Origin of the sequence: Psychrobacillus sp. FSL K6-4046 (genome assembly GCF_038624605.1) — a bacterium.
In the GTDB taxonomy this organism is placed as follows: Bacteria; Bacillota; Bacilli; order Bacillales_A; family Planococcaceae; genus Psychrobacillus.
In genome coordinates, this window is record NZ_CP152020.1 from 683,439 (window position 1) to 706,773 (window position 23,335).

Consider the following 23,335-nt stretch of genomic DNA (forward strand, 5'->3'; position numbering starts at 1 on the left):
GTTTAAACCTGCTCGAATAAAAGCCAAAGGGAGAGCAAAACTGTTTCCGAGGAAAAAAAGCAAAATAAAAAGCCTCACTAGTATTGAAGAAAGTGAGGACCTTACTCTGTTTTTAATTTCTTTATATACCGCTTGAGCTCTTTGTCGTCGTTAGAATGTGATTTAATATCCATCACTAACTCACGGAACTCTTTCAGATGCTGTAGTGGTGCGATGTTTTCCTCGTAAAAGGACTCTAAGTATCTTGCTCGGCTTTCTCGCGCCTCTAGCCCAGGGTTCTTACTTTTAGAAGGCTTGCCCATCAGCATATGTAAAAAATCATCCTTAGGTATGGCATAAACCTCCTGGATTGTTCCCAGTAAGGTGATAGGGATTGCTAAATCACCTTTTTCGTACTTAGACAAAGCAGAATGATCAATGCCCATTCTTTTCGCAGCTTCCATTTGTGTAATATCTAATTGTTCACGGTACGCTCGGATATGCTCGTAAAAGGCCATATAATTCCTCCTCTACAATGCCACAAGAATAACGAAAAGAGAGAAGGTTAGATTAAAAATCGCCAAATTGGAGATTAATGTAATTATTTTGATGTAATACAGTATAAAAGTATTATAGGACGATTTACTTAAGAGAGGAGAGGAAAGTAGTAGAAAGAATCCAAGTATTTATCCCTTTGTTGTTTGATTCTTTAGATGGTTATTCGAAGAATGGTTTAAATCATGTGAAGCTAATTGGAGTAAAAAAGCAAAATGTACAATACATTGTAGAAAGTCCTAAAAAAGATATGAGGCATATACCTTTAATCGTCTCGGAATATTTCAGCATCTATGATCTTCAGCTGGACTTTAACCGAAATATGCTTCTGTTCTATATAAATTGTGTGAAAGAGGTATCAAGAGAGGAAGTCCTACAAAGGATTTTTGATGCTATTTTAGTAGAATATAGTGCCGAAAGATATGGTTTTTTTATATGCCCTAGAGGAAAAAGGAAGATAGAGAGTGCATTGTAAATTAAATAGAAATATTTTAATAGCGAATGCATTTAGCGTTCGCTTTTTTGGCTAAATACACTACACGAAAAAAAGATATTATGATATACTACAATAAATCAGAAAATTCAAAAAGGATAGGAGGGGATGGAATGTTACTTGTACAATTAATGAAGCCTTTTTATACTCAGCTGGAAGGGGATAGGATCAAGCTGGTCTTCGCCTATCAATACTTTTCCTTGCGTAAGGACGATGAGCTTTTTGACTTCATACCTGTAGAAGGAAAAGAGATCATAGTTAACGCTAACTCGTTACAAGTCGAGAACCTGTCCGAAGTATTTGTCTTCCAAAAAGGAAATCGTTTTATTCGACTTCCTCTATACCAACTCCTATTAGTCTCTGATATTCATGTACACCTTCAAACCATTATTAATGCAAACAATGTAGACGAGTCTAGCTCGATGCTATTAGAAGGAACACAGGAAATTATAGACCATTTAGAAAAAGAAAATTTTGATAGAATGATAGATTATGCCTTACTCCATAAAGATGCAACTCTATTTAGAGAACTACAACAATACAAAGACACGTACGGAGGACATCATGTCGACTAATTTCATACCTTGAAAACACCTTGCAAAAGTTTATCTGCTGCTAAGGTGTTTTTTTATGGCTAAATTACTGAAAGGATGAAAACAAATGAAAAAGAATAACAAATGAACTTGAACCTACTATTCCAAACAAAATATCCTCCCAATTAAAACCCAACTTAGCCATATACATAAACCTCCTGCTCGTTATTGTTGATGTTGTTTGTTGTTACGGGTGCCTGGCACCTGCAATAAATCTGCAATGCATGTGTAATATATACCCAATGTTTAGGAGGTTAGACAGTGTTTTAAAAATATTTTTGTTGTTTAGGAAGGCGTTAATTTCATAGTATCAATTGTTGGCTAGCTACACCGCCTTGCCCCTCGGGGTCAAATGGATAAAAGCTCCGGTGGCTGAGGAACCGCCTCCTCGCTTTTCTCCATTTGCCTGTCGGGGCAGAGATAGGCGGTTGCGCTTTTCTGGATGTCTAGCTCCACCGCTTTGCCCCTCGGGGTCAAATGGATAAAAGCTCCGGTGGCTGAGGAGCTGCCTCCTCGCTTTTCTCCATTTGCCTGTCGGGGCAGAGATAGGCGGTTGCGCTTTTCTTTTTTTTTTGTTGATATTCTAGGAGGGTGGGTCGATATAAAGGTTAGTAGAGTGAATGGGGGGTTAGGGGATGCTAGGTAAGTGGAATGCGATGGGGTTATCTATTCTTCGTAATATGAATCAGCATTGGTCGGTTGCTAATCGGTCGATGGAACGTCTTTCCTCTGGTTATCGGATTAACCGAGCTGCGGATGACCCGGCTGGTCTTGCTATTTCGGAGAAGATGAGGGCGCAGATTAGAGGTCTTGGTCAGGCGGCTCGTAATATTCAGGATGGTATTTCGTTGTTGCAAACAGCTGAGGGAGCACTTAATGAGACACATGCTATACTCCAACGTATGCGTGAGTTAGGAGTGCAGGCTGCGACCGATACTTTAACGGATGAGGATCGCAGCTTACTTAATATTGAGTTTGAGGAATTGAAAAAAGAGGTTACTAGAATCTCCAAGGATACTAATTTCAATACGAAAACCATGCTTGATGGCACTAACACCTCCATTAACATTCAGGCAGGGGCAAATGCAGGACAGTCTATTGAGCTCCTCTTTGGAGATATGTCAGGAGGAAGCCTTGGCTTGAATGATCTGTCGATTTCCTCAAGAGCTGATGCAGAAGATTCAATCGGTGGGTTAGACGATGCTATTAACAAGGTTTCTCGGGAAAGATCTCGGATGGGGGCATACTCGAATCGATTGGAGCACGCCTACAATAACGCGGTTAACATGGAAGAAAACTTAACTGCAGCGGAATCTCGTATACGTGACGTAGATATGGCAAAGGAAATGATGGCATTAGTGAAAGCTAATATACTAATGCAGGCCAGTCAATACGTACTAAGCATGCATATGCAACAGGCTCAATCTGTGCTGCAGCTATTAAATTCGCACAAACAATCGTGACACATTGTTCACGGTTGTTTTTTTGTACTGGAAATTATAAAATTCTGAACCTGTGGGTAAATTTATGTCTAGCTCCACCGCCTTGCCCCTCGGGTCAAATGGATAAAAGCTCCGGTGGCTGAGGAACTGCCTCCTCGCATTTCTCCATTTGCCTGTCGGGGCAGAGATAGGCGGTTGCGCTTTTCTTGATGTCTAGCTCCACCGCCTTGCCCCTCGGGGTCAAATGGATAAAAGCTCCGGTGGCTGAGGAGCTGCCTCCTCGCATTTCTCCATTTGCCTGTCGGGGCAGAGATAGGCGGTTGCGCTTTTCTTGATGTCTAGCTCCACCGCCTTGCCCCTCGGGGTCAAATGGATAAAAGCTCCGGTGGCTGAGGAGCTGCCTCCTCGCATTTCTCCATTTGCCTGTCGGGGCAGAGATAGGCGGTTACGCTTTTCTTATTTTGCCATCTACTTTGTTCTGAAATAGAAGCTTTGTAACCAAATATATACAAGAAGCTTTAGCATTTCACAATTTTTTACGTTAAGATAGGTTTATAGATTATAGAAAGAGGGAAAAAGGTATGAGGAAGGTCTCGGGATTAACTACATTCGTATTCCTATTAACATTATTACTTGCACCTATGTACACATGGGCAGCTCCAATTGATGAAGTCAGGCAACTGGTCAAGGAATATTACAAGGGAGAGCTCCAATCTAACATAACAGAACTGGACTCCATTGAATCCATAGTGGGGCAGTTAGATCCGTACTCTACCTACTTTACAAAGGAAGAGTTTGAAAGATACACAGATTCGATAAACAATAAACCCACTGGTATCGGGATCTCAATTGAAGAACATGAAAAAGGCATCCAAATAGTGAGCACGTTTGACGGTGCTCCAGCAAAGGAGGCTGGCATTGAGCCGGGAGACATTATTCTTTCTGTGGATGGGAATTCTACGGAGCGCATGTCTGTGCAGCAGGCTTCCTCACTGATCACAGGAAAAGCCGGTACAAAGGTTAACATAGAAGTGTTAAAGATTACAGGACAAAAACAGTCATACATATTAACAAGAAAAAGCTTTCAGGTTCCAGTTGTTTCTACTGAAATGTTATATGGAAACGTTGGCTATATAAGCATCAACTCCTTTTCAGAGGATGGCGCTTCCTTAGTCATTGCAGCAAAGGAGCGACTTGCAAAGAAAGGTGCGACCTCTTATATTTTAGATCTGCGCAATAATGGCGGGGGCTACGTAAACACTGCGGAGGAGCTAATTGGTTTATTTCCAAATAGTCCTCATGCGTATATGCTAATGCTAAAAAATCAGGTAGGTTTAGTAAAATCGATACCGCAAAAGGATTTATTTCCTAATAACACAAAGGTACTGATCAATGGCTATAGTGCGAGTGCATCTGAAATGACTGCGGCTGCACTATTAGATCACAAATCAGCTACTCTTTACGGACAACGAACTTATGGAAAGGGCTCCATGCAGTCGTTTTATCCATTGTCGGATGGGTCTTATCTAAAACTGACGGTGGCCGAATTTGCAGGACCTAAAGGCACTGTTGTGAATAAAACAGGGGTGCAGCCACAGGTGGTGACCAAAGAGGGAATGGAGCTTGAAAAGGCCCATTTAGATACGATTTTAGAAAGTTATCCATCTTATAAACGATTATCTAAACTAGAAAATGTAGCGCAGACAAAACAATTCACGGTTACATTTTCAGAAGCTGTTCAGCTGAATAAAAAAGAGGGAATCGAATTGATCGCATTAGGTGATACCAAGAAAATCCCTTTGAAAGTAGAACAAAAATCTACCAATCAAATTAAAGCAATACCGACAAAACTAGAAAAAGGAGCAGCCTACTTACTACTGATCCACCCTACCTTCCAATCTTCGAAAGACATTCAGATGGAACAAGGTGCTTACGTCGAGGTAACTGTTCAACAATAAGAGGGGGAACACTTGGTGTTTTTTGAATTTAGATTTTGGAAATATCTTTTCCATCAGCAAGACTTGGCGAATTCATTAAAGGATGCGACAGTGCGCGATTTTAAGGGACGTGTATGGATGGTCGCTTTGTTAGGCGTGCTTCTTTTTGCACTTCGCGATATCTGGGGGATGCACACAGAAGGACTTACGACTTTATTTGCAAAGGGATTTGGTGAAACCTATATTATTGCTAGAATTGTCTCCTTAATTGGAGCTATTCTTTGGTCGCTTGTTTACATGGCATTTTATTTTTTCCTCATTTCTTACGTGCTTCATAAGCTAACGAGCGTAGACTTATCTAAAGTTGCAGTGCTTCAATTATTTGTAGTCGGACTTCTTTTATTGGAAAAGGCATTTGTCTTTGTTATATACGCAATCGTTGGTTATACAACAGACTTTTCAGTACTATCGTTTGGACCACTAGCAGCGGTGTTTTTAGATAATGATTTCTTTGTTTACTTCTTTAATGAATTAAGTCTAATTACTGGCTTAATCATTGCGATTCAGTTTCAGTTCCTGCGTAACTACACAGAATTGTCTACTCGAAATCTAATCATTATCTTAATAGCAATTCCTATAGTATTGGCATTACTTGTGGCAGGCTTTGAAGTTCTTCCTATTGAAACATGGATTGAAGGGGGGCAAGCCGTATGAATAAATGGTTAGTAATAGGAGTTTCTATTATTGTTTCTACGTTTATAGCAGCAAACGCAATTCTGCTGTTCGAGGAAAATAGTGAGATTGCGAGAACGTACTACTTAAAGGATCATGAAACTGTTCAAACGAATACATATTCCAAGGAGCTAGAAAAAGAATCGGTTGTAGTACCGACCGATGCAGTCACGGTGACTGTCGATGTGGAACGAGTAAGTAATTTAGCGGTCTCAGAAGGTGAAGAAATAGGTGCTGATACCGAACTGGCTCAGCTAAAGCCAGATTTTGCTGAAGAGCAACGAGGCATATGGGAAACCGAGGTACAGGCCTATAGACAGGAACAGATGCAGTTAAATCAAATTATAAGTGACCTAGAGTATGAAAGATCGAATACAGAAGGGTCTTACACAGATACAGACACAGCTACTAGTAATACGAGTGATGAGGTAACAGATGTCAATGTCCAGGTGGATGTTCAGCTTTCTCAAGACGGAAGCTATTCACAGGCTATCGGAGCAGCAAAACAAAAGCTTGCGGAGGTAGACCGTCAGCTACAGATCATGGAAGCTCAGCTAAACCAGGAGCCAGGGGCAATGTCACTGATTAGCCCAATCGCAGGAACCGTTGGGTCGATTGAGAATAAAGACGGTAAATACTTTATCGAGATATATTCCGTAGAGAAATCATTGCTTACCTTCGTGCCTGAGAAGGAATGGCATAAGCTAGAAGCAGGAATGCTCGTACGAAATTATTCTTCACATAGCGAATCTATGGCAGAGGGAACGATTGCAACAATCACACAAGTCCCTGCAAATGGCTCTCCTTGGCTTTCGGCATATAAACAATATGACGCGCAATCAGAGGAGCCACTTTACGAGGTAATGATCCAACTAAACGAGCAGCCAGAACAGCTACCGTTCGCCGCAAACATGAACTCTGCCATTACAACAGAACAAGCAGAGAACGCAGTAACGATAAAAAGAGAATGGCTTTTAAACCCGACAAGGGAACAAGCCGAGCTTTACTTGTTAACTCCTGAAGGGAAGATTACACGAACTGCAGTAAATACTCCATTCCATTTAAACAAGCATGCTGTCGTATCAACAGGACTTGAAAATGGCATGATCGTCCTAGACGATAAACCAAAAGCAGAGATGGCCCCAGCCTTCCTACCGTTCCCGTTGGAGACACCGTCATGGACGAGCATCAAGGCAGTTAGCTGGAAGGATTACGTTAAATACCTTACCTATAAATAATGGTATTCTATTAAAAAGAGGATGTATGTTCACTAGGTGAGCGCATACATCCTCTTTTTTTTGATTAAAAGTGGTTGACCCGTTGCGGGATTATTACAAGTGCCTGGCACCTGTAATAATTTATTGGGTGATTGTAGTAATTTATAGCTGGATTGTTGTAAATCTGGGGTGGCCAGCGCGGCTTGGGTTTGATTGTAGTAAAGTAGCTATGGATTGTAGGAAACTACCCTCGGATTGTCGTAAATTTTTCTCGTCCGATCGATGCTTGGGTTTGATTGCTATCTTAATCTATCAAAAACGATTACTAATACTTAACATATTAATATTACTTCGCTATACTAAAGATTAATCTAAATTGAAAGTAAGGCGAATAACTATATGAACAACCAGTGGAAAATTTACGGTATACTCGTACTCGTTATGTTAATATGGGGCGCTAATCTTCCGATGCTTAAATATTTGATCGCAGAGGTATCCCCAGTAACCCTGACCGCCTTCCGTATTTTTACAGCTGGTGTTACAGTTTTTCTTATTTTATGGAAAATGAAAATGATTCGAAAGCCTTCGAAGCAGGAATGGAAATATATTGCGATAGGGTCTTTGACTAACGTAGTAATCCATCACTATTTCCTGAATATAGGGCTCTCGGTTACAAGTGGAACACACGGAGCACTGATCCTAGGGACAGGGCCAATGCTTACAGCGATAGCAGGAGCATTTATCCTAAGGTATTTTCCTTCTTTGATTCAATGGCTAGGTCTGGTATTAGGGATAATTGGGGTAAGCCTTTCTGTAGTAGGCGGTGGTGACTTAGGGGGCTCTGCCATCGGAGACTTCTTTGTATTCCTTGCTATACTTGCACAGGTCATGAGCTATATGGTGATAAGTAAGGCTGCAAGAACATTGGATCCAAGACTGCTGACAGCATATATGCTTGTAATCGGCTCATTTATATTAATGATTATCAGCTTTATACAGGAGCCAGGAGCAATTGTTCAATTTACAGAAGTAGATCCAGTATTCTGGTTGATTTTCTTTGCCTCTGCGATCCTAGGCACAGCAGTTGGTCACATGCTATACAACTACTCGATAGGTCAAGCGGGTGCAACTAAATCAGCGATATTCATGAACCTAAACACTATTTTCTCATTAGTATTCTCTGCCATTTTCTTAAACGAAGTGCTAGGGTGGAATCATCTGGCCAGCCTAATCTTCATCATAGCCGGGGTAATACTCGGCTCAGGAGCAGCAGAGGATCTATGGAAAAAGCATAAAAAGAAAAAAGCAGCTGCCTGATATTCGGTAGCTGCTTTTTCATTGTTGCGTGAGTATTACAGGTGCCTGGCACCCGTAATGTATTTAAAACATTATGACAAGTGCCAGGCACCTGTAATAAAACAAACTAAAAAAATATAAAAAGTTTGCTAGCGACCCCCACAAAAATGAGTGAGCCTTCGAATAACTAGGTGTCCGGGTATTACTTGGACAAAAATTTATACGAGGTGATTATATGCAGAATTGGAAGAAGACTGGTGCTGCTCTATTAGTGGCAACTTTGACAGTATCAGGCGCAGGCTATGCTTGGGCGAACAGTAATTACGACACCGTAAACATTAATGACGTAAACAAAAACACACAGGAAACATCGTCAGCTTCTGAGACAGCACAGGTAACGCCGACTCAAGCGGTTGCAGCAACATCAACGACTGCAGCAACTGAACAAACGACTACAAACAAGGATCTTCCCGTGGAATTGGCAACCGAAAAGCTAGTTGGATTGGTGAAGGCATATGAAACTGCTAGTAATGATGACGCAAAAGCAGCAATCTTGAACGTGATTAATCGAGTTATTGCAGAGTATGAAACGACTCAAAAAGATATCTACCAAAAGAAAGCTCCAGAGCTTACGGCTGCAATCGATCGATTAATCGTGTTATTCAAAGATTATCAGCAAGCACCTAATGCAGACAAAAAAGCAGCAATTATCGCTCAAGTAAAAACTGTAGTTACGGAGCTGCAAAATTATTTAGCTAAACAAGAGGACCCTAAAGAAAATACACCACCAGTCATTGTTCCTCCAATTAAGGATAAAGACAAAGACAAAGCAGACAGAGATAAGAAAAAAGCAGAGTTAGAAAAGAAAAAGGCTGAAGAAAAAGCAGCTAAGGAAGCAGCAAAAGCTGCGGCCGAAGCAAAAAGAGCGCAAGAAAAGGCAGAACGCGAAGCAGCAAAAGCTGCAAAGCAAGCAGAAATAGAAGCAGCGAAAAAAGCTAAAGCCGCTGAATTGGCTGCAAAAAAAGCAGCTCAGGAACAAAAGAAAGCTGAACAGAAACCAAAGCATCCTAATGGTAAAGATGAAAACCGTCATCACAAGGGACCAAAGCACAATCAACAACCAAAACATGATAAGCATCAAAAACATAAAGATCACCATAACAAGCATGACCACAAACATGGTCATCATGGGCAAGGAAAAAATGATAGAAATTAATCATATTTCAGAATACCGCTTTTCATTTCCCGGATAGACAGATACAATACAGGTTTATACGGAACTAATGGGAACGGAGGGTATATATGCTTTTGTCCATCATTCATGGCCTCTTCAAATCAAAACAGAATAAAAGAAAGCTAGAATTTGGGACAATGGCTGGCGATGAGGAGGCAATCAATGACCTCCTCTTAGCCAATACCTCCTTTATAAAGAAAACGGCAGCTTACATTTGCAAGCGGCCAATCGATGAACAGGATGAAGAATATAGCATCGCGCTTAATGGATTTCATGAAGCGGTCCTTGCATTCAATCCTGAGGAAAATGCATCCTTACAAACACTTGCACATCTTATTATAAAAAGGCGACTTGTTGACTTTATTCGAAAGGAAGCTACCCGCAAGGAAAAGGTGCTTCTACTCCAAACGGGGACTACCGAGGATAGAATAGACGAGCAGCATTATATATGGAACGAGCAATCCATTGAATCATACACAGAAGAACAGCGAGCGGAAGCAAGAAGAGAGGAACTGGTCCGTTATGGGGAGCTGCTAGCAACTTATAACTTGTCATTTGATGAGTTGACGGCTTCAGCACCAAAGCACAAGGATACACGGAAAACTGCCTTTCTAGTGGCACAAATTATTTCCGAATCCGAAGAGCTTTACGAGTCCTTTATCCAGCATAAAAAGCTTCCGCTCAAGAATATCGAAGCACTGGTAGATGTATCGCGAAAAACGTTGGAACGGCATCGCAAATATATGATTGCCGTCGTACTGCTACTCAACAGTGACTTCGTTTATATAAAAGATTATGTGAAGGGAGAAATCATATGATGCGCAACTTTCGAGGCGTTGTCTGTGAGAAGAAAGATGATTACTATGTCTTTCTCACAAGTGAGGGCGAATTTCTGCGCGGTACCCCATTGGTTGATGACCCAATGATCGGATCCGAAGCAGAATTTCAATTGCTAGAAGCAAAAGCTCCATTTTTACTGACACAAATAAAGCCTAAAATTCTAGCCCCAATACTTGTCGCGGCAATTGTTCTCATATTTTGTGTCGCATCTTTGATCCCTCAGCAAACGAGTGCTTATGCTTACGTACAATTAGAAGGTGAGCATGCTGTCGAAATCGGTGTAGATGAGGACGGGCAGGTTATTTCACTCCGTTCTCTCGATGAAGACACTCCTATCGATATTAATAATTGGGAGGACCTAGCTCTTGCTGCTGTCTTAGTCCACGCAGTCAAGCAGGTAGGAGCAGCTCAGGATGAATTAGTAATCACAACCGTTTATGAGAATGAAACCAATCAAGAAGTAAAAGCTCAAGTAAACGAAGCGGTAAAAGAAGTAAAGGCAGTACAACCAAAGCAACATATTAATGTAACAGAAAGCTCTGCAGAAGAACGCAAAAAAGCAAACGAAAATAACACATCGATTCAAAAGTACAAACAAAAAGAACAACAACCAGTTAAAGAAAACAAAAGCAGTGTAGAACAACAAAACAATTCCAGTGTAGATAAACAAAATAAAACCAGTGTAGAACAACAAAATAATTCCAGTGCAAAGCAACAAAAAAAATCCAGTGTAGATGAAAAACAAAAAAACAGTGTAGAAAAGCAAAAACCAGTCGTTCCAGCTCCATCTCCAGCTGCCACCCAGAAGCCGGAGAAAGAGAAAAAGGAACAACCAAACAAACATGAAAATGCATCAAAAAATAAAACTCATAATCCCGAAAACAAACTAAACCATAACCAGTCAAAAGACAAGCCGAAACACTCGAACGACCGTAAACACAAGGATGAAAAACAACACCCATCCAGGAACGATCACAAAGGTGTAGGTCCAAAAGACAATAATAAAGGGCACGACAAACCGAAAAACAATCATCACAATGGCAACAATCAAGGCAACCACCATAGAGACAAGAATAACAACCATAGGCCATGAGCTTCTACTTTGCTGTAAGTATGTGTAGACTCATGGGCCACATTAAAAATGCTTTGTCTTATTAGACGAGGCATTTTTTTTCGTATAAATGGAGAAGCGGTCGGTTTTTTTCGATAATCGGTTGGTTCAGTAACAGAATCGGTCGGTTTTCCCGAATAATCGGTCGGTTCCAAATACCAAATAAATCCCAAGCCCCTTCCATTTCTCTATCCTAATATAATAGCCACAAAAAAAGCAGAAACGCTGTTAGATCAGGATTCCTGCTTTTTTGAGGTTAAATTCGAACCATTCCATTTCCTTTATTAACACTGTTTCCTTAATAAGGAAACTTTTTTAATATGCTTCGAAATAATTAAAAGAGTTTGGCATAATTGAATTCGTTTTTCATACAATGAATATTAGCCTAGGAGGTTTATCACATGATTCCAAATAGTATAAAGGTAACAATTATTACATTTTTATCCATAATATTTTTTGTCCAAATTAATTCAGTAGCGTTGGCAGAAAACTCGAGTGAAAAAAATTACTATGTTTCTCCAAAAGGTAAAGATGCTAATCCTGGTACTAAAAAGAAACCGTGGAAGACAATACAGCATGCTGCAAAGGTGCTTGAACCCGGTGATACGGTGTTTGTACGAGGAGGGGTCTACTCCGAATTCATTCATATAACAAAATCAGGCTCTAAAAATCTTGGGAATATCACTTTTCAATCATTTCCAGGAGAGGTGGCCATTCTGGAAGGCAAAAAATTAACAGTAACATCAGCTAAGAGAGCCTTCTTTTATATAGATAATGCAAGTTATATCCGAATTGAAGGATTTGAGTTAAGAAACCTAAAAACGAGAAAACAGAATCGATATCCGGTCGGAATACTGGTAAAAGGCGGAAGTAGCAATATTCATCTTTCCGATAATAACATTCACCATATTGAAAATAAATCTCGAAAAGGAAATGCGCATGGCATTCTCATTTATGGGAATACCTCCAACGCTATGAGTAGCATTACGGTTAATAACAATGAGATTCACCATCTGAAACTCGGAAGCAGTGAGGCACTTACCTTTAGTGGGAATATACAACAGTTCGCTATTACGCACAATGAAATCCATCATAATAACAACATTGGAATTGATGTTGCAGGGTTTTACAATGCTTGTGAAACAGACGACTGCGTAGATCAAGCGAGAGATGGAATCATCGCAAACAATAAAGTCTATAAAAATAGCTCTAAAAGAAATGTATCATACAAAGAATATTCAGCTGGTGGAATTTATGCAGATGGTTCTACTCAGCTTACTATTGTAAATAATATAGTAGCTTACAATGATTTCGGAATTGAGCTAGCAAGCGAGAAGGAAGGAAAAACGTCTAGTGAGATTGATGTGAAAAATAATATTATTTACTCCAATAATGGAGCCGGAATAATTGCGGGAGGGGCAGAAAAAAACAATGGAGGTTCGAGCAACAATAACATAGTGAGCAATGTTCTCATGTTTAATGACCAGTCAGATGAAGGCTATGGAGAAATAACGTTGCAATGGAATACAAAAGAAAACCAAATTTTAAATAATCTAATATACAGCAAGGAAAAAGATGAATACCTCCAAAACTTAGGGGACGACGCAATGAGTAATATTTATCTTAACAACACTATTCATTCATTTGAAGAGAAACCTTTTTTCTTTGCACCAGTAACAGCTTTCTTTAAAAACTTACGTTGGTGGTAAATGATCTTCTACAATTTGATGGAGAGGGATGTTATTTATTTGAGAGTTTTAATAACAGGTGGATATGGCTTTATCGGTTCTCATGTAGCCGACCGATATTTTAAAGAAGGCTATGATGTATTTATCTTGGATGATTTATCTACCGGAAATAAAGAACATATCAAGTTCAAGCATAAGAGTTATATCGTTTCTGTGGAAGATAAAAAATGTGAAGAAATTTTTCGTTCGTATCACTTCGATGTGGTCATTCATTTGGCAGCCCAGGTTAGTGTAATGAAATCTATTTTAGATCCAAAACGAGATACAGAAATTAATGCAGTAGGTTTAGTGAATATATTATCCCTATCTCACAAGTATAAAGTAGGGAAATTTATTTTTGCGTCGTCTGCTGCAGTTTATGGGGCTAATGAACAGCTTCCCTTACAGGAAACTAATAGGTGTAATCCTATCTCTCCTTATGGTATGAGTAAGTGGTTAGGAGAATCATATTGTGAAAAATGGCGAGAACTATATAGCTATGAAAGTGTCGTCTTTCGATTCTCTAATGTGTATGGGCCTCGTCAAGGCAATACAGGAGAAGGTGGAGTCATCTCTACTTTCTTAGAGAGAATAACGGAAGGTAAATATTTGGATATTTATGGAGATGGAGAACAAACACGAGATTTCATCTATGTAGGCGATGTTGCAGACGCCATTTATCGGACGTCAAACTCTAATTTAAGTGGAATTTACAACTTGTCCACGAATAGTGAAATAAGCATAAATGAGTTGGTCGGTTTGATGGAGGAGCTTCATGGAGAAACAGAGGTTGCCTACACTGCTGCCAAGGAAGGAGACATTCAGCGTTCCTCTCTATCAAATGAAAAGGTAGTAAACGATTTAGACTGGAGCCCAATGTTTAGTATGAAACGGGGTTTGGAGCAGACATATGAGTGGATCAAGGATAAAAAAACGAAACAGACGTCCGAAAAAACAGTTACTTCTTCCAAAAAAGCTCCTAGCCTCTTCAAACAATTTCAGCCCTATATAGAAAATGTGCTGGTATTCTCTGTGATTGCTTGGTTAACTCTAGCAAACCAAGTGAGCGTCTTGAATATAGTAGACTTTGCCTTATTTTATATATTAATTATAGGTGTGATTTATGGGAACAGGCAGTCTATTATAGCTGTGTGCCTTTCTATTGGACTCCTCATCTTTGAAAAAATACTTGAAGGTAGAGAATTGATCTCCCTTACGTACGATACCTCTTTCCTCTTACAAGTGGCACTCTTTCTATCCATAGGGCTTATTGTAGGCTACTCAATTGAACGAAAGAACAACCTATTAAAAGAACAAAAAAGTAAACTGGAGGAGCATGAAGATCGCTATTCTTTTTTAAGTGACATGCATGCAGAGATGAGAGAAGTAAAAAAAGAGCTGCAATTGCGCGTGCTCAATACAGGAGACGGACTTGGAAAAATACATTATCTCCTGAAAGAGTTAGATACCCTAGACCCTGAACGTATTTATTTGAACAGTATAGATGTGCTGCAAAAAATGATGAAGGTAAAAAAAGTGTCTATATATAAGTTTTCGAATGACAATGCCTCCTACAAATTAGTAGCAGATTCAGGCTCCTTTAAATCTTCTGCAACTCTGAAGGTAGAAGATGATTATGTTCAGCAAATAGCAAACAAGAAAAGTATTTTTGTGAATAAAACACTCCTCCCCAATGCCCCTTTAATGGCTGCCTGCCTGTCAAATGGTGAAGAAAAAATAGCACTTATTACAATTGATGACTTAGAATTCGAGCATATTTCACTTTATCATGAAAACCTATTTAAAATTATTACAGAATTGATAGAAGCTGCACTAGTTAGGGCGCTACACTTTCAAAGCCTGTCTGAGCAAGAACATTTTCTGGCGCAGAGTCCAGTATTAAAGGAATCTGTCTTCCAAAAAATTCTTCAAACGAAAAGAGAAGCATATACCAAATTTCAAATACCATATCTTCTGTTAGAAGGAATGATAAATGAGGAAACCTTCATTCATGATGTCACAGAAATATCCAAAGAAATTGATGAAACAGATTATATAGGAGAGAGCAACGAGCATCATCTACTAGTTTTGCTTGCTAATACTTCTAAGCAAGCAGGTGAGCAACTAGTATCCAGGCTAAGTGAAAAAGGCATTGTATTAAAGCTAGTAGAAGGAGAGCTTTAAATGATGTACGTCTATGTAATTTACCTTATATTATCGGCTATCATTTTATTTTTCATCACACAGAGAAACGTAAAGGAATGGATACTGAAGATCATAGTTGTCAGTTTTCTACCTGTTATCGGGTGGCTTTTGCCCATTCAGTGGCCAAAAAGGGCGATAGTAAACAAGGGAGATGAGCTAGATAGCTATATTAATCAGATGAATGAGGATATAGCCTTGGAAATATTATTAAGCCAAGAAAAAATAGATAAAGAAAAAGAATTGAATATTGTTCCAATAGAGGACGCATTAGTAATCAGTAATTATACTGCTAGAAGAAAAGCGATGATTAACGTATTAAAGGAAAATCCACTGGAGTATATGGAGGTTATAAAAACAGCCGTGCTAAATGAGGATCCTGAAACTTCACATTATGCTGTTACCGCAGTAATGGAAGTGAAGCGAAAGCTATCCATCGCCATTATGGAGCTTTCGGATGCCTATCATAGTAATAAACAAGATGTCGCAAATGCTATATCGTACACCAATGCTATCAAGTCCTATATGAACAGTGGCTTTTTAGATGAACAGACCCTAAAGAAATATAAGTATTTATATATCGAAGTGTTAGAACAGTTGATACTTCATAACGTATCAGAGGAACACATATATAAGGAAAAGTTTAGAGCAGAGGTAGAGATGAAGGAATATTTAGCAGCAGAAACTACATGTAAACAATATCAGAAGAAGTTTCCAGCCTCTGAAGAACCTTATATTTGTTTCATTGAATTATTTTACACTACTAAATCTTCTATTAAGCTACAAGAAACATTGAATCGATTAAAAAATTCAACTATCCAATTTTCAAATAGAGGACTTACTATCGTAAGGTATTGGTCGGAAGGATTTGAACATGAAGCTAACAGGGAACTTCTCTAAAAAAATATATATCATTTTAATACTAGTCTTATTATTTGGTTTACTCCTTCAATTCGCCCATTCCAAGTTTGTCTTACAATTTCAACAAAATCAAAGCTTGATAGAGGAAAAGAAAGAGATTATGAAAAACGGCTTTGGTGAACAACAGCCTATTACAAGTGGGGACGCTTATTGTGTTTTCTATGATAAGGCCGATGCCTACAGTAATAGATTAAAAGCTAATGCGATACAATCTTTGGAATATATGAAAATGAAGACTTTAGAAGTAAATGTGGAGGAAAGATTGGAAGAGTTAAGCAATTGTAAAGTGGTGATTCTCGCGACAGACAAAATAGGACATTTAGGAGATATAGAAAATGTGGAGCAGTATGTTCATCAAGGTGGATATATTCTTTTCATGTCGGTCCTAGAGCCTGATGATCATTATCAAATTTTGTACCGTAAAGTTGGAGTCACTTCTTTTCACGATTATATAAACACGAAGGGAATAAAACTAACTTCTAACGTGTTGATAGGAGAGAAAGATCTCATAATCGATGATGAATTTATTACTAATACATCCTTAAGTATAGCGCTAGCTGATGAGGCAGAATTATTAGCGAAAAGTTATCAGGACATTCCACTGTTATGGAAATCGAATTATGGGGAAGGGGCATTTATGAGTTTCAATGGAACCTTACTCCAGGAGAAGATAAACCGCGGCTTTTTTGTAGGTGCATTAAGCTTGCTAGAGCCCAATTTCATCTATCCAATTTTTAATCTAAAAGTATTTTTCATCGATGACTTCCCTGCACCAATTGTTAGAGGTACTACGCAGGTTATTTATGACGAATATAAGAAGGATATCCCATCTTTTTATCAGGAAATTTGGTGGCCAGATATGTTGAAAACTGCTAGAGACTACGATTTAAAATATACCGGAGCCATCATTGAAACATATAACGATAGAGTAGAGCCTCCCTTCGATAATATAGACGACAAGGATACTCATTACTTAATATCTTATGGACGTGAGTTAATAGATAGCGGAGGGGAATTAGGATTCCACGGCTATAATCATCAATCGTTAGTAATGGATAAAGAGGTTTCTAAAGTTTACGGCTATAAGGAATGGAAAAAGAAATCTGACATGTTCAAATCCATTCAAGAGCTTGTTACCTATACTAAAAATGCTTTTCCTCAGTACACAGTTACCTCCTATGTTCCTCCATCCAACACGCTGTCAGTGGAGGGGAGAGAAGCCTTGAAGCTAGCATGGAAGGATTTAACGGTTATCTCTTCCTTATACCCTCAGGATGGAGAGGGAGTGGCCTATGTCCAGGAATTCGAAGTAGCGGATGATGGGATTATCGAGATGCCACGAGCAACCTCTGGCTATTATGAGAAGGTTTATGATCGTTGGGCAGAGGCGAATACAATGACTGGAGTCGGTGTATTTTCTCACTTTGTTCATCCAGATGACGTTATTAGTGAAGACCGAAGCAACAACATGGGATGGGAACAAAATTATGAGCTTTTTAATGAGTATATGAGTCGGGTTCAGCATACGTATCCATGGGTTCGGGCTTTGCCTGCAACTGAGGCTGCTTTGGATATGGCGAAGAGTATCTACTCCCATGTTACTTGGAGTCATAGTGAATATGCGATAGAGGGTCACGTGACCAATTATCGTTCAGAATCCTTTTATGTATTTAGGACGACAAGTAACATAAAGGGCTTAACCAACTGTACTGTTTTAACTATCGATGAAAACACCTATTTAGTTACTGCCAAAGCTGCTAATTTCAAAATAGAACTGGAGGAAGCTTGAGCGTGAAAATATGTCTGATAGCCGAAGGGTCATATCCTTATGTAAACGGAGGGGTATCAAGCTGGATTCATAGTCTAGTCACAGAAATGCCGGAGCATGAATTTATCATTTATGCTATTGGAGCAGAAACAAAGCAAAAGGGAAAATATAGGTACACACTTCCAGCTAATTTAATTGAGGTGAAAGAAATCTTCCTAGACGAGTATTTATACGAAGAAAAGAATTGGGGAAGAAGATATAAGCTTACGGATAAGGAAAAGAATAATCTTGTGGCACTTATAACTGGCAGTAAGGACATAAACTGGAGTGAACTATTTGACCTTCTAAGGAGCAAAAAATTTGAGAATGTTGGTGAGTTCCTTTCAAGCAAGGATTACTTCGACCTAATCGAATTCTTAGCAGGGGAGACATATAGCAGGGTACCCTTTACGGAGTTATTTTGGACAGTGAGGTCTATGATTCTACCTTTGTTCTTAACGATTCGTCATGATATGCCAGAGGCGGACGTCTATCACGCAGTATCAACCGGCTACGCTGGAGTGGTTGGAACTTTAGCGAAGCATGTGCATCAAAAGCCGCTTCTGCTCACGGAGCATGGTATTTATTCGAGAGAGCGAGAAGAAGAAATTATAAAAGCGGACTGGGTAAAGGGGTACTTTAAAGACTTATGGATTAATTATTTCTATACATTATCTAATTCCATTTACGAGGCAGCCGACCAGGTAATTACTTTGTTCGATCGAAATAAGGAAATTGAAGTAGAGCTGGGGTGTCCAGAAGAGAAAATAGTCATCATACCGAATGGAGTGGAAATATCTAGCTATAGTGACTTACAAGGAGCAGAAGATGAAGATGTCCTGCGTATTGGCGCAATAGTTCGTTTAGTACCTATTAAAGATATCAAGACAATGATTCAAAGCTTTGGATTAATAGAAAAAGAAATATCCAATGTAGAATTATTTATCATGGGACCAACCGACGAGGATGACATGTATTATAGGGAATGCCTCCAGATGGTAAACACTTTAGGGATTAAACGAATTATCTTTACAGGAATGGTAGACGTAAAAGAGTATGTAGGGAAAATGGATATTCTTCTGTTAACCAGTATTAGTGAGGGGCAGCCATTGGCTATATTGGAGGGCTTGGCAAGTAAGAAGCCATTCGTCGCAACGAATGTAGGGGGATGTAAGGAGCTAATATTAGGCAGTAAGGGAGATAACTATGGTCAGGCTGGTTTTATAGCATCCGTCATGAATTATGAGGAAATAGCCAGCTATATTCTTCAGCTTTGTAACGATAAAAAACTGAGAGAAACAATGGGAAGCAATGGTTTTAATCGTGTGAAAAATAACTACAAGCGAAGTAGTTTCATCACAGGTTATAGGGAACTTTATTTGTCAGTAGGAGGAGTGGCATGGCAGGCATAGGCTTTGAGCTTAGAAAGCTGTTCAAAGAGGAAGGCATTGTCCAAAATTTAAAAGCCTATGGATATTCCTCCTTTACGACGATTGGACCAATGATTCTTTGTATTGTTTTAGTATTTATACAGCAAAACATGATCACGAAGAATGGTGGTAAACCATTTGACAATGAATTGTTCATCTCAACGATGACCTACTGCTTTATTTTTTCTATTCTAGTGACATCTGGATTAGCGATGGTATTAACTAGATTCATAGCGGATAGTATTTATGAACGGAAGCTGAAGAAAATCATTTCTTCCTTTTACGGAGCACTTATTATTATCTTACCGTTTGCAGGGATGATTGCAGGAGTGTTTCTTTATGGGGTTTCAGCAGGCTTGGCCTTTAAAATAGCTGCCTACTTATTTTTTATCGAGCTAGTCATTATATGGGTGCAGGGGATTTATCTCTCTGCTTTGAAGGATTACAAGCGTATTGTGAGAAGCTTTACAATTGCCATCCTTACTTCCATGGCGATCAGTTATTTGCTGTTTACCTTAACGGAGATTAACCTCACCACTATTGCATTGATAGGAATGGACATCGGCTTTGCGATTTTTGTAGGAATGACTATGTACCATTTTGAGCAGGTGTTTCCAAGAGACGAAGAGAACAGTTACTTTTCCTTTCTCCGTTACTTCCAAAAGTTTCCTTCCGTCTTTTTGAGTGGAATCTTTTTATATGCGAGCGTATACGTTCATAATATGATCTATTGGTTTTTTTCAGGAAATCATCTATTGGTTGCCGATCGATTTCGGTTAATGCCCTTTTATGATTTACCTGTGTTTTATGCGTATCTAACAGTGGTACCATCCCTGGTGATGTTTGTAGTTATCGTAGAAACGGATTTTTATGAGAAATTCTTAAACTTTTATAAAAATATTATAGACGGTGGAACATTTAACAGTATTCAAATAGCGAAAAAAGAAATGCAAAATGTATTGTTTTTAAGGATTGGATTTGTAGTAGAGGTACAGCTTGTATTTACAGCTCTGTCCATTGCATTAGGTTTAATCTATCTACCAAGGATAGGATTTTCTATGGAGCAGCTAGATTTGTTTATCTTCTTATGTCTAGGTTATTTTTTCTATATTATTGCCTTTATTGTAATCCACGCGCTCATGTATTTTGATGACCGTAAGGGAGTGTTGTGGATCAGCGCTTTATTATTTTTCTCTAATGCAATCCTTACGTATGTATCCATGAATATGGGTATTGATGGACTCGGTATATTCATCGCTGCGTTTGTAACCCTTGTCGTAGCAATCGCTCGACTACTCTATATGCTTTCTAACCTATACTATTACACGTTTTGTTCCCAGCCAATAACCACACAGAAAAAGAAGCTTAAAGCCTCGAAAGGTATTATAACGATGCTGCTAATTGCTTCGATTATTTTAGCTGGTTGTACAGAGAGTAAGAGCGAACAAGAAGAGAACGTTGTTCAGGAAACTCCAGCTATTGTGCAGGACAACACAAAGGATTCAAAGTTGGTGGAGGATAAGCGGCTATATGAAAGAGATGTAGATAGCTCGATTAAGTCGTTGTATATCACAGTCTTACCTGAAGATAAGCCTAAAGAGGAAGCATTAGATTGGTACAGTTTAAATAGACTAGAGGACCGATATAGTGAAGAAAAATTAGAGGTTATTTTTGCTGAGGGAACAGAAGACGGGGCAGGCTCAAAGGAAGGCATGTTCGGTCACGGAGCAGTTGAGGCAAACGCCAACATAAGCCTAAGAGGGAACACCGCAAGATATGCTGCGCAAAAGTCTTATAAGATTAAGCTTTATGATAACGCTGGTTTGTGGCAAAACCAGCGTATTATCAATTTGAACAAACACATATTGGATCCGAGTCGGCTGAGAAATAAATTAAGCTTCGATGTAATGGAAAATATAACGAATTTAACGAGCCTCCGAACGCAATTTGTTCATCTTTATGTAAAGGACCTAACAGCTGGAGAACAAGCAAAGTATGAGGACCATGGTTTATATACACACGTAGAGCAGCCAAATGAGATGTTTTTAAAAAACCATTGGCTTGACCCTAATGGTCAACTTTATAAGGTTAATTTCTTCGAATTCGGTCGATATGCTCAGCAAATTAAATCACAGAATGACCCTACCTATGATAAAAAAGCATTTGAAACAATATTAGAGATTAAGGGCAGGGAAGAGCATGACAAATTAATCGATATGTTAAATGACATAAACAATATGAATATCCCAATAGAGGAAACAGTGGAGAAGCATTTTGACTTGGACAATTTCTTAACCTGGACCGCAGTGAATATACTAATGGACAATATGGATACAGATGCTAACAATTTCTATTTATATTCCCCTTTGAACTCGGAGAAATGGTACATACTCCCTTGGGATTATGACGGAGCGTGGGAATACCAAAGAGAAAAAAATTATATAAGACCTTACCAGGCAGGTATTAGTAATTACTGGGGAAGTCTCTTGCATAATAGATATTTTCGGACAGAAAAGAACGTTCAGCAGCTTACTGACAAGCTGGAGGAGCTTTCGGAAATCATTAACGAAGAAACAGTGGAAAAGCAAATAAATGAGTATGCTGATTTAATAAAGCCTTTTTTATACCGTAATCCTGATATTCAGTTTCTACCTGTACCCAATACTCGTTTTGAGGATGAATTACAGAAGATAAAGGAAACACCTTCAAAATCCATGCAAAGATATATAGAAGACCTTGAAAAGCCGAAGCCCTTTTTTATGAATGAAGTAGAAACGACAAACTCAGAGCTGTTGTTCTCCTGGCAAATATCATATGACCTCCAAATGGATGACATCTTCTATAAAGTTACTGTAGCAAAAGACCCCAATTTTACAGAAATTGTAGAAGTAAAAGATAAAATTCGTGAAAACTTTTATACAATGAAAAAACCAGAAGATGGACTTTACTTTTGGGAGGTAACAGCTTCAGATTCAAAAGGGAACGTTCAGAGCTCTTTTGAAATGTATATAGATCCAGAAGGAAATGAGTATTTTGGGTTTAGAGAATTCGAGGTGGACTAATGGCAATTGCAAACAAAAGATTTCGACATGAGATGAAGTACTATTTAAACGTATTCGACTATCTGGCCCTTCGACAGAAGGTATCATCGATTCTTTCACTTGATAAAAATTCAATCAGTCCTAATGGTTATGGAATACGGAGCTTATATTTTGATGGGATCCATAATCACTCCCTCTACGATAAAAACAATGGAGTTTTTAATAGAGAGAAGTACCGTATACGAATTTACAACGAAAGCAATGAAAAAATCAGCCTGGAAAGAAAGAGCAAGTATGGTGATTTCATATGTAAAGAATCTGCACCTCTTTCACTACGAGAATATGAGGCAATTCTAGCTGGCGAAGTAGACGTACTTGCGAATAAGGACAATGCACTGTTAAAGGATTTTTACATGGCATTGAAATACCGAGGATTTAGAGCAAACGTCATCGTAGATTATATTCGTGAGGCATATGTGTACGAGCCAGGAAATGTGCGGATAACATTCGACAAAAGACTTGCAGCAGGCGTTAACACGGTCGATCTATTTGACCCTAATATCATTTTAGAGGAGCCTCTACACCCGGAGCAAACCATTTTAGAAGTGAAATTCGATCATTTTCTCTCGGACAACATCCGCCAGCTAGTACAGCCAGAAAGATTCGTCCGATCCGCTATTTCCAAATATGTCATTTGTAGAGAAGTAAACTTTTTGCATTTTAAGTAGTAAAAATTAAGAATAATTTCCACTAGCATAGCTCGAGCAGGCTTTTTTCC

General features: G+C 38.9%; 18 protein-coding genes. 17 read left to right on the forward strand and 1 reads right to left on the reverse strand.

Annotated elements, in window-relative coordinates; all coding sequences use genetic code 11:
• Nucleotides 1-101: 101 nt before the first annotated feature.
• Entirely contained in the window at nt 102-497 is a 396-nt protein-coding gene (locus MKY09_RS03380; protein WP_169359492.1) for a helix-turn-helix transcriptional regulator, read from the reverse strand.
• Between the two features lie 176 nt (nt 498-673).
• On the opposite strand from MKY09_RS03380, the gene MKY09_RS03385 reads away from it, so the two are divergent.
• The 17 genes from MKY09_RS03385 to MKY09_RS03465 all read left to right on the forward strand — a co-directional run bounded on the left by MKY09_RS03385 (nt 674) and on the right by MKY09_RS03465 (nt 23,285).
• Nucleotides 674-1,009 carry a hypothetical protein gene (locus tag MKY09_RS03385; protein ID WP_342567571.1) on the forward strand — a complete coding sequence of 112 codons (336 nt, stop codon included), beginning with the start codon at nt 674-676 and terminating at the stop codon, nt 1,007-1,009.
• Nucleotides 1,010-1,140: 131 nt separating this feature from the next.
• On the forward strand, nt 1,141-1,602 hold the full coding sequence (locus tag MKY09_RS03390; protein ID WP_169359493.1) for a transcriptional regulator: 462 nt from the start codon (nt 1,141-1,143) through the stop codon (nt 1,600-1,602).
• A 653-nt stretch (nt 1,603-2,255) separates the two neighbouring features.
• A complete protein-coding gene (locus tag MKY09_RS03395) occupies nt 2,256-3,083 on the forward strand; it encodes a flagellin (RefSeq protein ID WP_342567572.1) in 828 nt (275 codons plus the stop codon).
• A gap of 560 nt (nt 3,084-3,643) precedes the next feature.
• On the forward strand, nt 3,644-5,020 hold the full coding sequence (locus tag MKY09_RS03400) for a S41 family peptidase (protein ID WP_342567573.1): 1,377 nt from the start codon (nt 3,644-3,646) through the stop codon (nt 5,018-5,020).
• Nucleotides 5,021-5,035: 15 nt separating this feature from the next.
• Nucleotides 5,036-5,713: a hypothetical protein gene (locus MKY09_RS03405; protein WP_342567574.1), complete on the forward strand. Its 678-nt coding sequence runs from the start codon at nt 5,036-5,038 to the stop codon at nt 5,711-5,713.
• The gene (locus tag MKY09_RS03410; RefSeq protein ID WP_342567575.1) at nt 5,710-6,969 is read left to right on the forward strand and encodes a hypothetical protein; all 1,260 of its coding nucleotides are present in this window, start codon (nt 5,710-5,712) and stop codon (nt 6,967-6,969) included. The genes MKY09_RS03405 and MKY09_RS03410 overlap by 4 nt, the downstream gene beginning before the upstream one ends.
• 378 nt (nt 6,970-7,347) lie before the next feature.
• Nucleotides 7,348-8,265, forward strand: a complete 918-nt coding sequence (locus MKY09_RS03415; protein WP_169359498.1) for a DMT family transporter — start codon at nt 7,348-7,350, stop codon at nt 8,263-8,265.
• A 214-nt stretch (nt 8,266-8,479) separates the two neighbouring features.
• Nucleotides 8,480-9,460, forward strand: coding sequence for a hypothetical protein (locus MKY09_RS03420; RefSeq protein ID WP_342567576.1), 981 nt, complete (start codon nt 8,480-8,482; stop codon nt 9,458-9,460).
• Nucleotides 9,461-9,546: 86 nt separating this feature from the next.
• The gene (gene sigI / locus MKY09_RS03425; protein ID WP_342567577.1) at nt 9,547-10,296 is read left to right on the forward strand and encodes an RNA polymerase sigma-I factor; all 750 of its coding nucleotides are present in this window, start codon (nt 9,547-9,549) and stop codon (nt 10,294-10,296) included.
• Complete coding sequence (locus MKY09_RS03430) at nt 10,293-11,411, forward strand: hypothetical protein (protein ID WP_342567578.1); 1,119 nt, start codon at nt 10,293-10,295, stop codon at nt 11,409-11,411. Before sigI ends, MKY09_RS03430 begins: the two co-directional genes overlap by 4 nt.
• A gap of 419 nt (nt 11,412-11,830) precedes the next feature.
• Nucleotides 11,831-13,138: a right-handed parallel beta-helix repeat-containing protein gene (locus MKY09_RS03435; protein ID WP_342567579.1), complete on the forward strand. Its 1,308-nt coding sequence runs from the start codon at nt 11,831-11,833 to the stop codon at nt 13,136-13,138.
• A gap of 39 nt (nt 13,139-13,177) precedes the next feature.
• Complete coding sequence (locus tag MKY09_RS03440) at nt 13,178-15,340, forward strand: NAD-dependent epimerase/dehydratase family protein (RefSeq protein WP_342567580.1); 2,163 nt, start codon at nt 13,178-13,180, stop codon at nt 15,338-15,340.
• Nucleotides 15,341-16,258: a hypothetical protein gene (locus tag MKY09_RS03445; RefSeq protein WP_342567581.1), complete on the forward strand. Its 918-nt coding sequence runs from the start codon at nt 15,341-15,343 to the stop codon at nt 16,256-16,258.
• Nucleotides 16,233-18,068: a DUF2194 domain-containing protein gene (locus tag MKY09_RS03450; protein WP_342567582.1), complete on the forward strand. Its 1,836-nt coding sequence runs from the start codon at nt 16,233-16,235 to the stop codon at nt 18,066-18,068. The genes MKY09_RS03445 and MKY09_RS03450 overlap by 26 nt, the downstream gene beginning before the upstream one ends.
• A 2-nt stretch (nt 18,069-18,070) precedes the next feature.
• The gene (gene pelF, locus MKY09_RS03455; RefSeq protein ID WP_342567583.1) at nt 18,071-19,498 is read left to right on the forward strand and encodes a GT4 family glycosyltransferase PelF; all 1,428 of its coding nucleotides are present in this window, start codon (nt 18,071-18,073) and stop codon (nt 19,496-19,498) included.
• Nucleotides 19,486-22,578 carry an exopolysaccharide Pel transporter PelG gene (gene pelG / locus MKY09_RS03460; RefSeq protein ID WP_342567584.1) on the forward strand — a complete coding sequence of 1,031 codons (3,093 nt, stop codon included), beginning with the start codon at nt 19,486-19,488 and terminating at the stop codon, nt 22,576-22,578. The genes pelF and pelG overlap by 13 nt, the downstream gene beginning before the upstream one ends.
• Nucleotides 22,578-23,285, forward strand: a complete 708-nt coding sequence (locus MKY09_RS03465; RefSeq protein ID WP_342567585.1) for a polyphosphate polymerase domain-containing protein — start codon at nt 22,578-22,580, stop codon at nt 23,283-23,285. Before pelG ends, MKY09_RS03465 begins: the two co-directional genes overlap by 1 nt.
• The last annotated feature ends 50 nt before the right edge of the window (nt 23,286-23,335 follow it).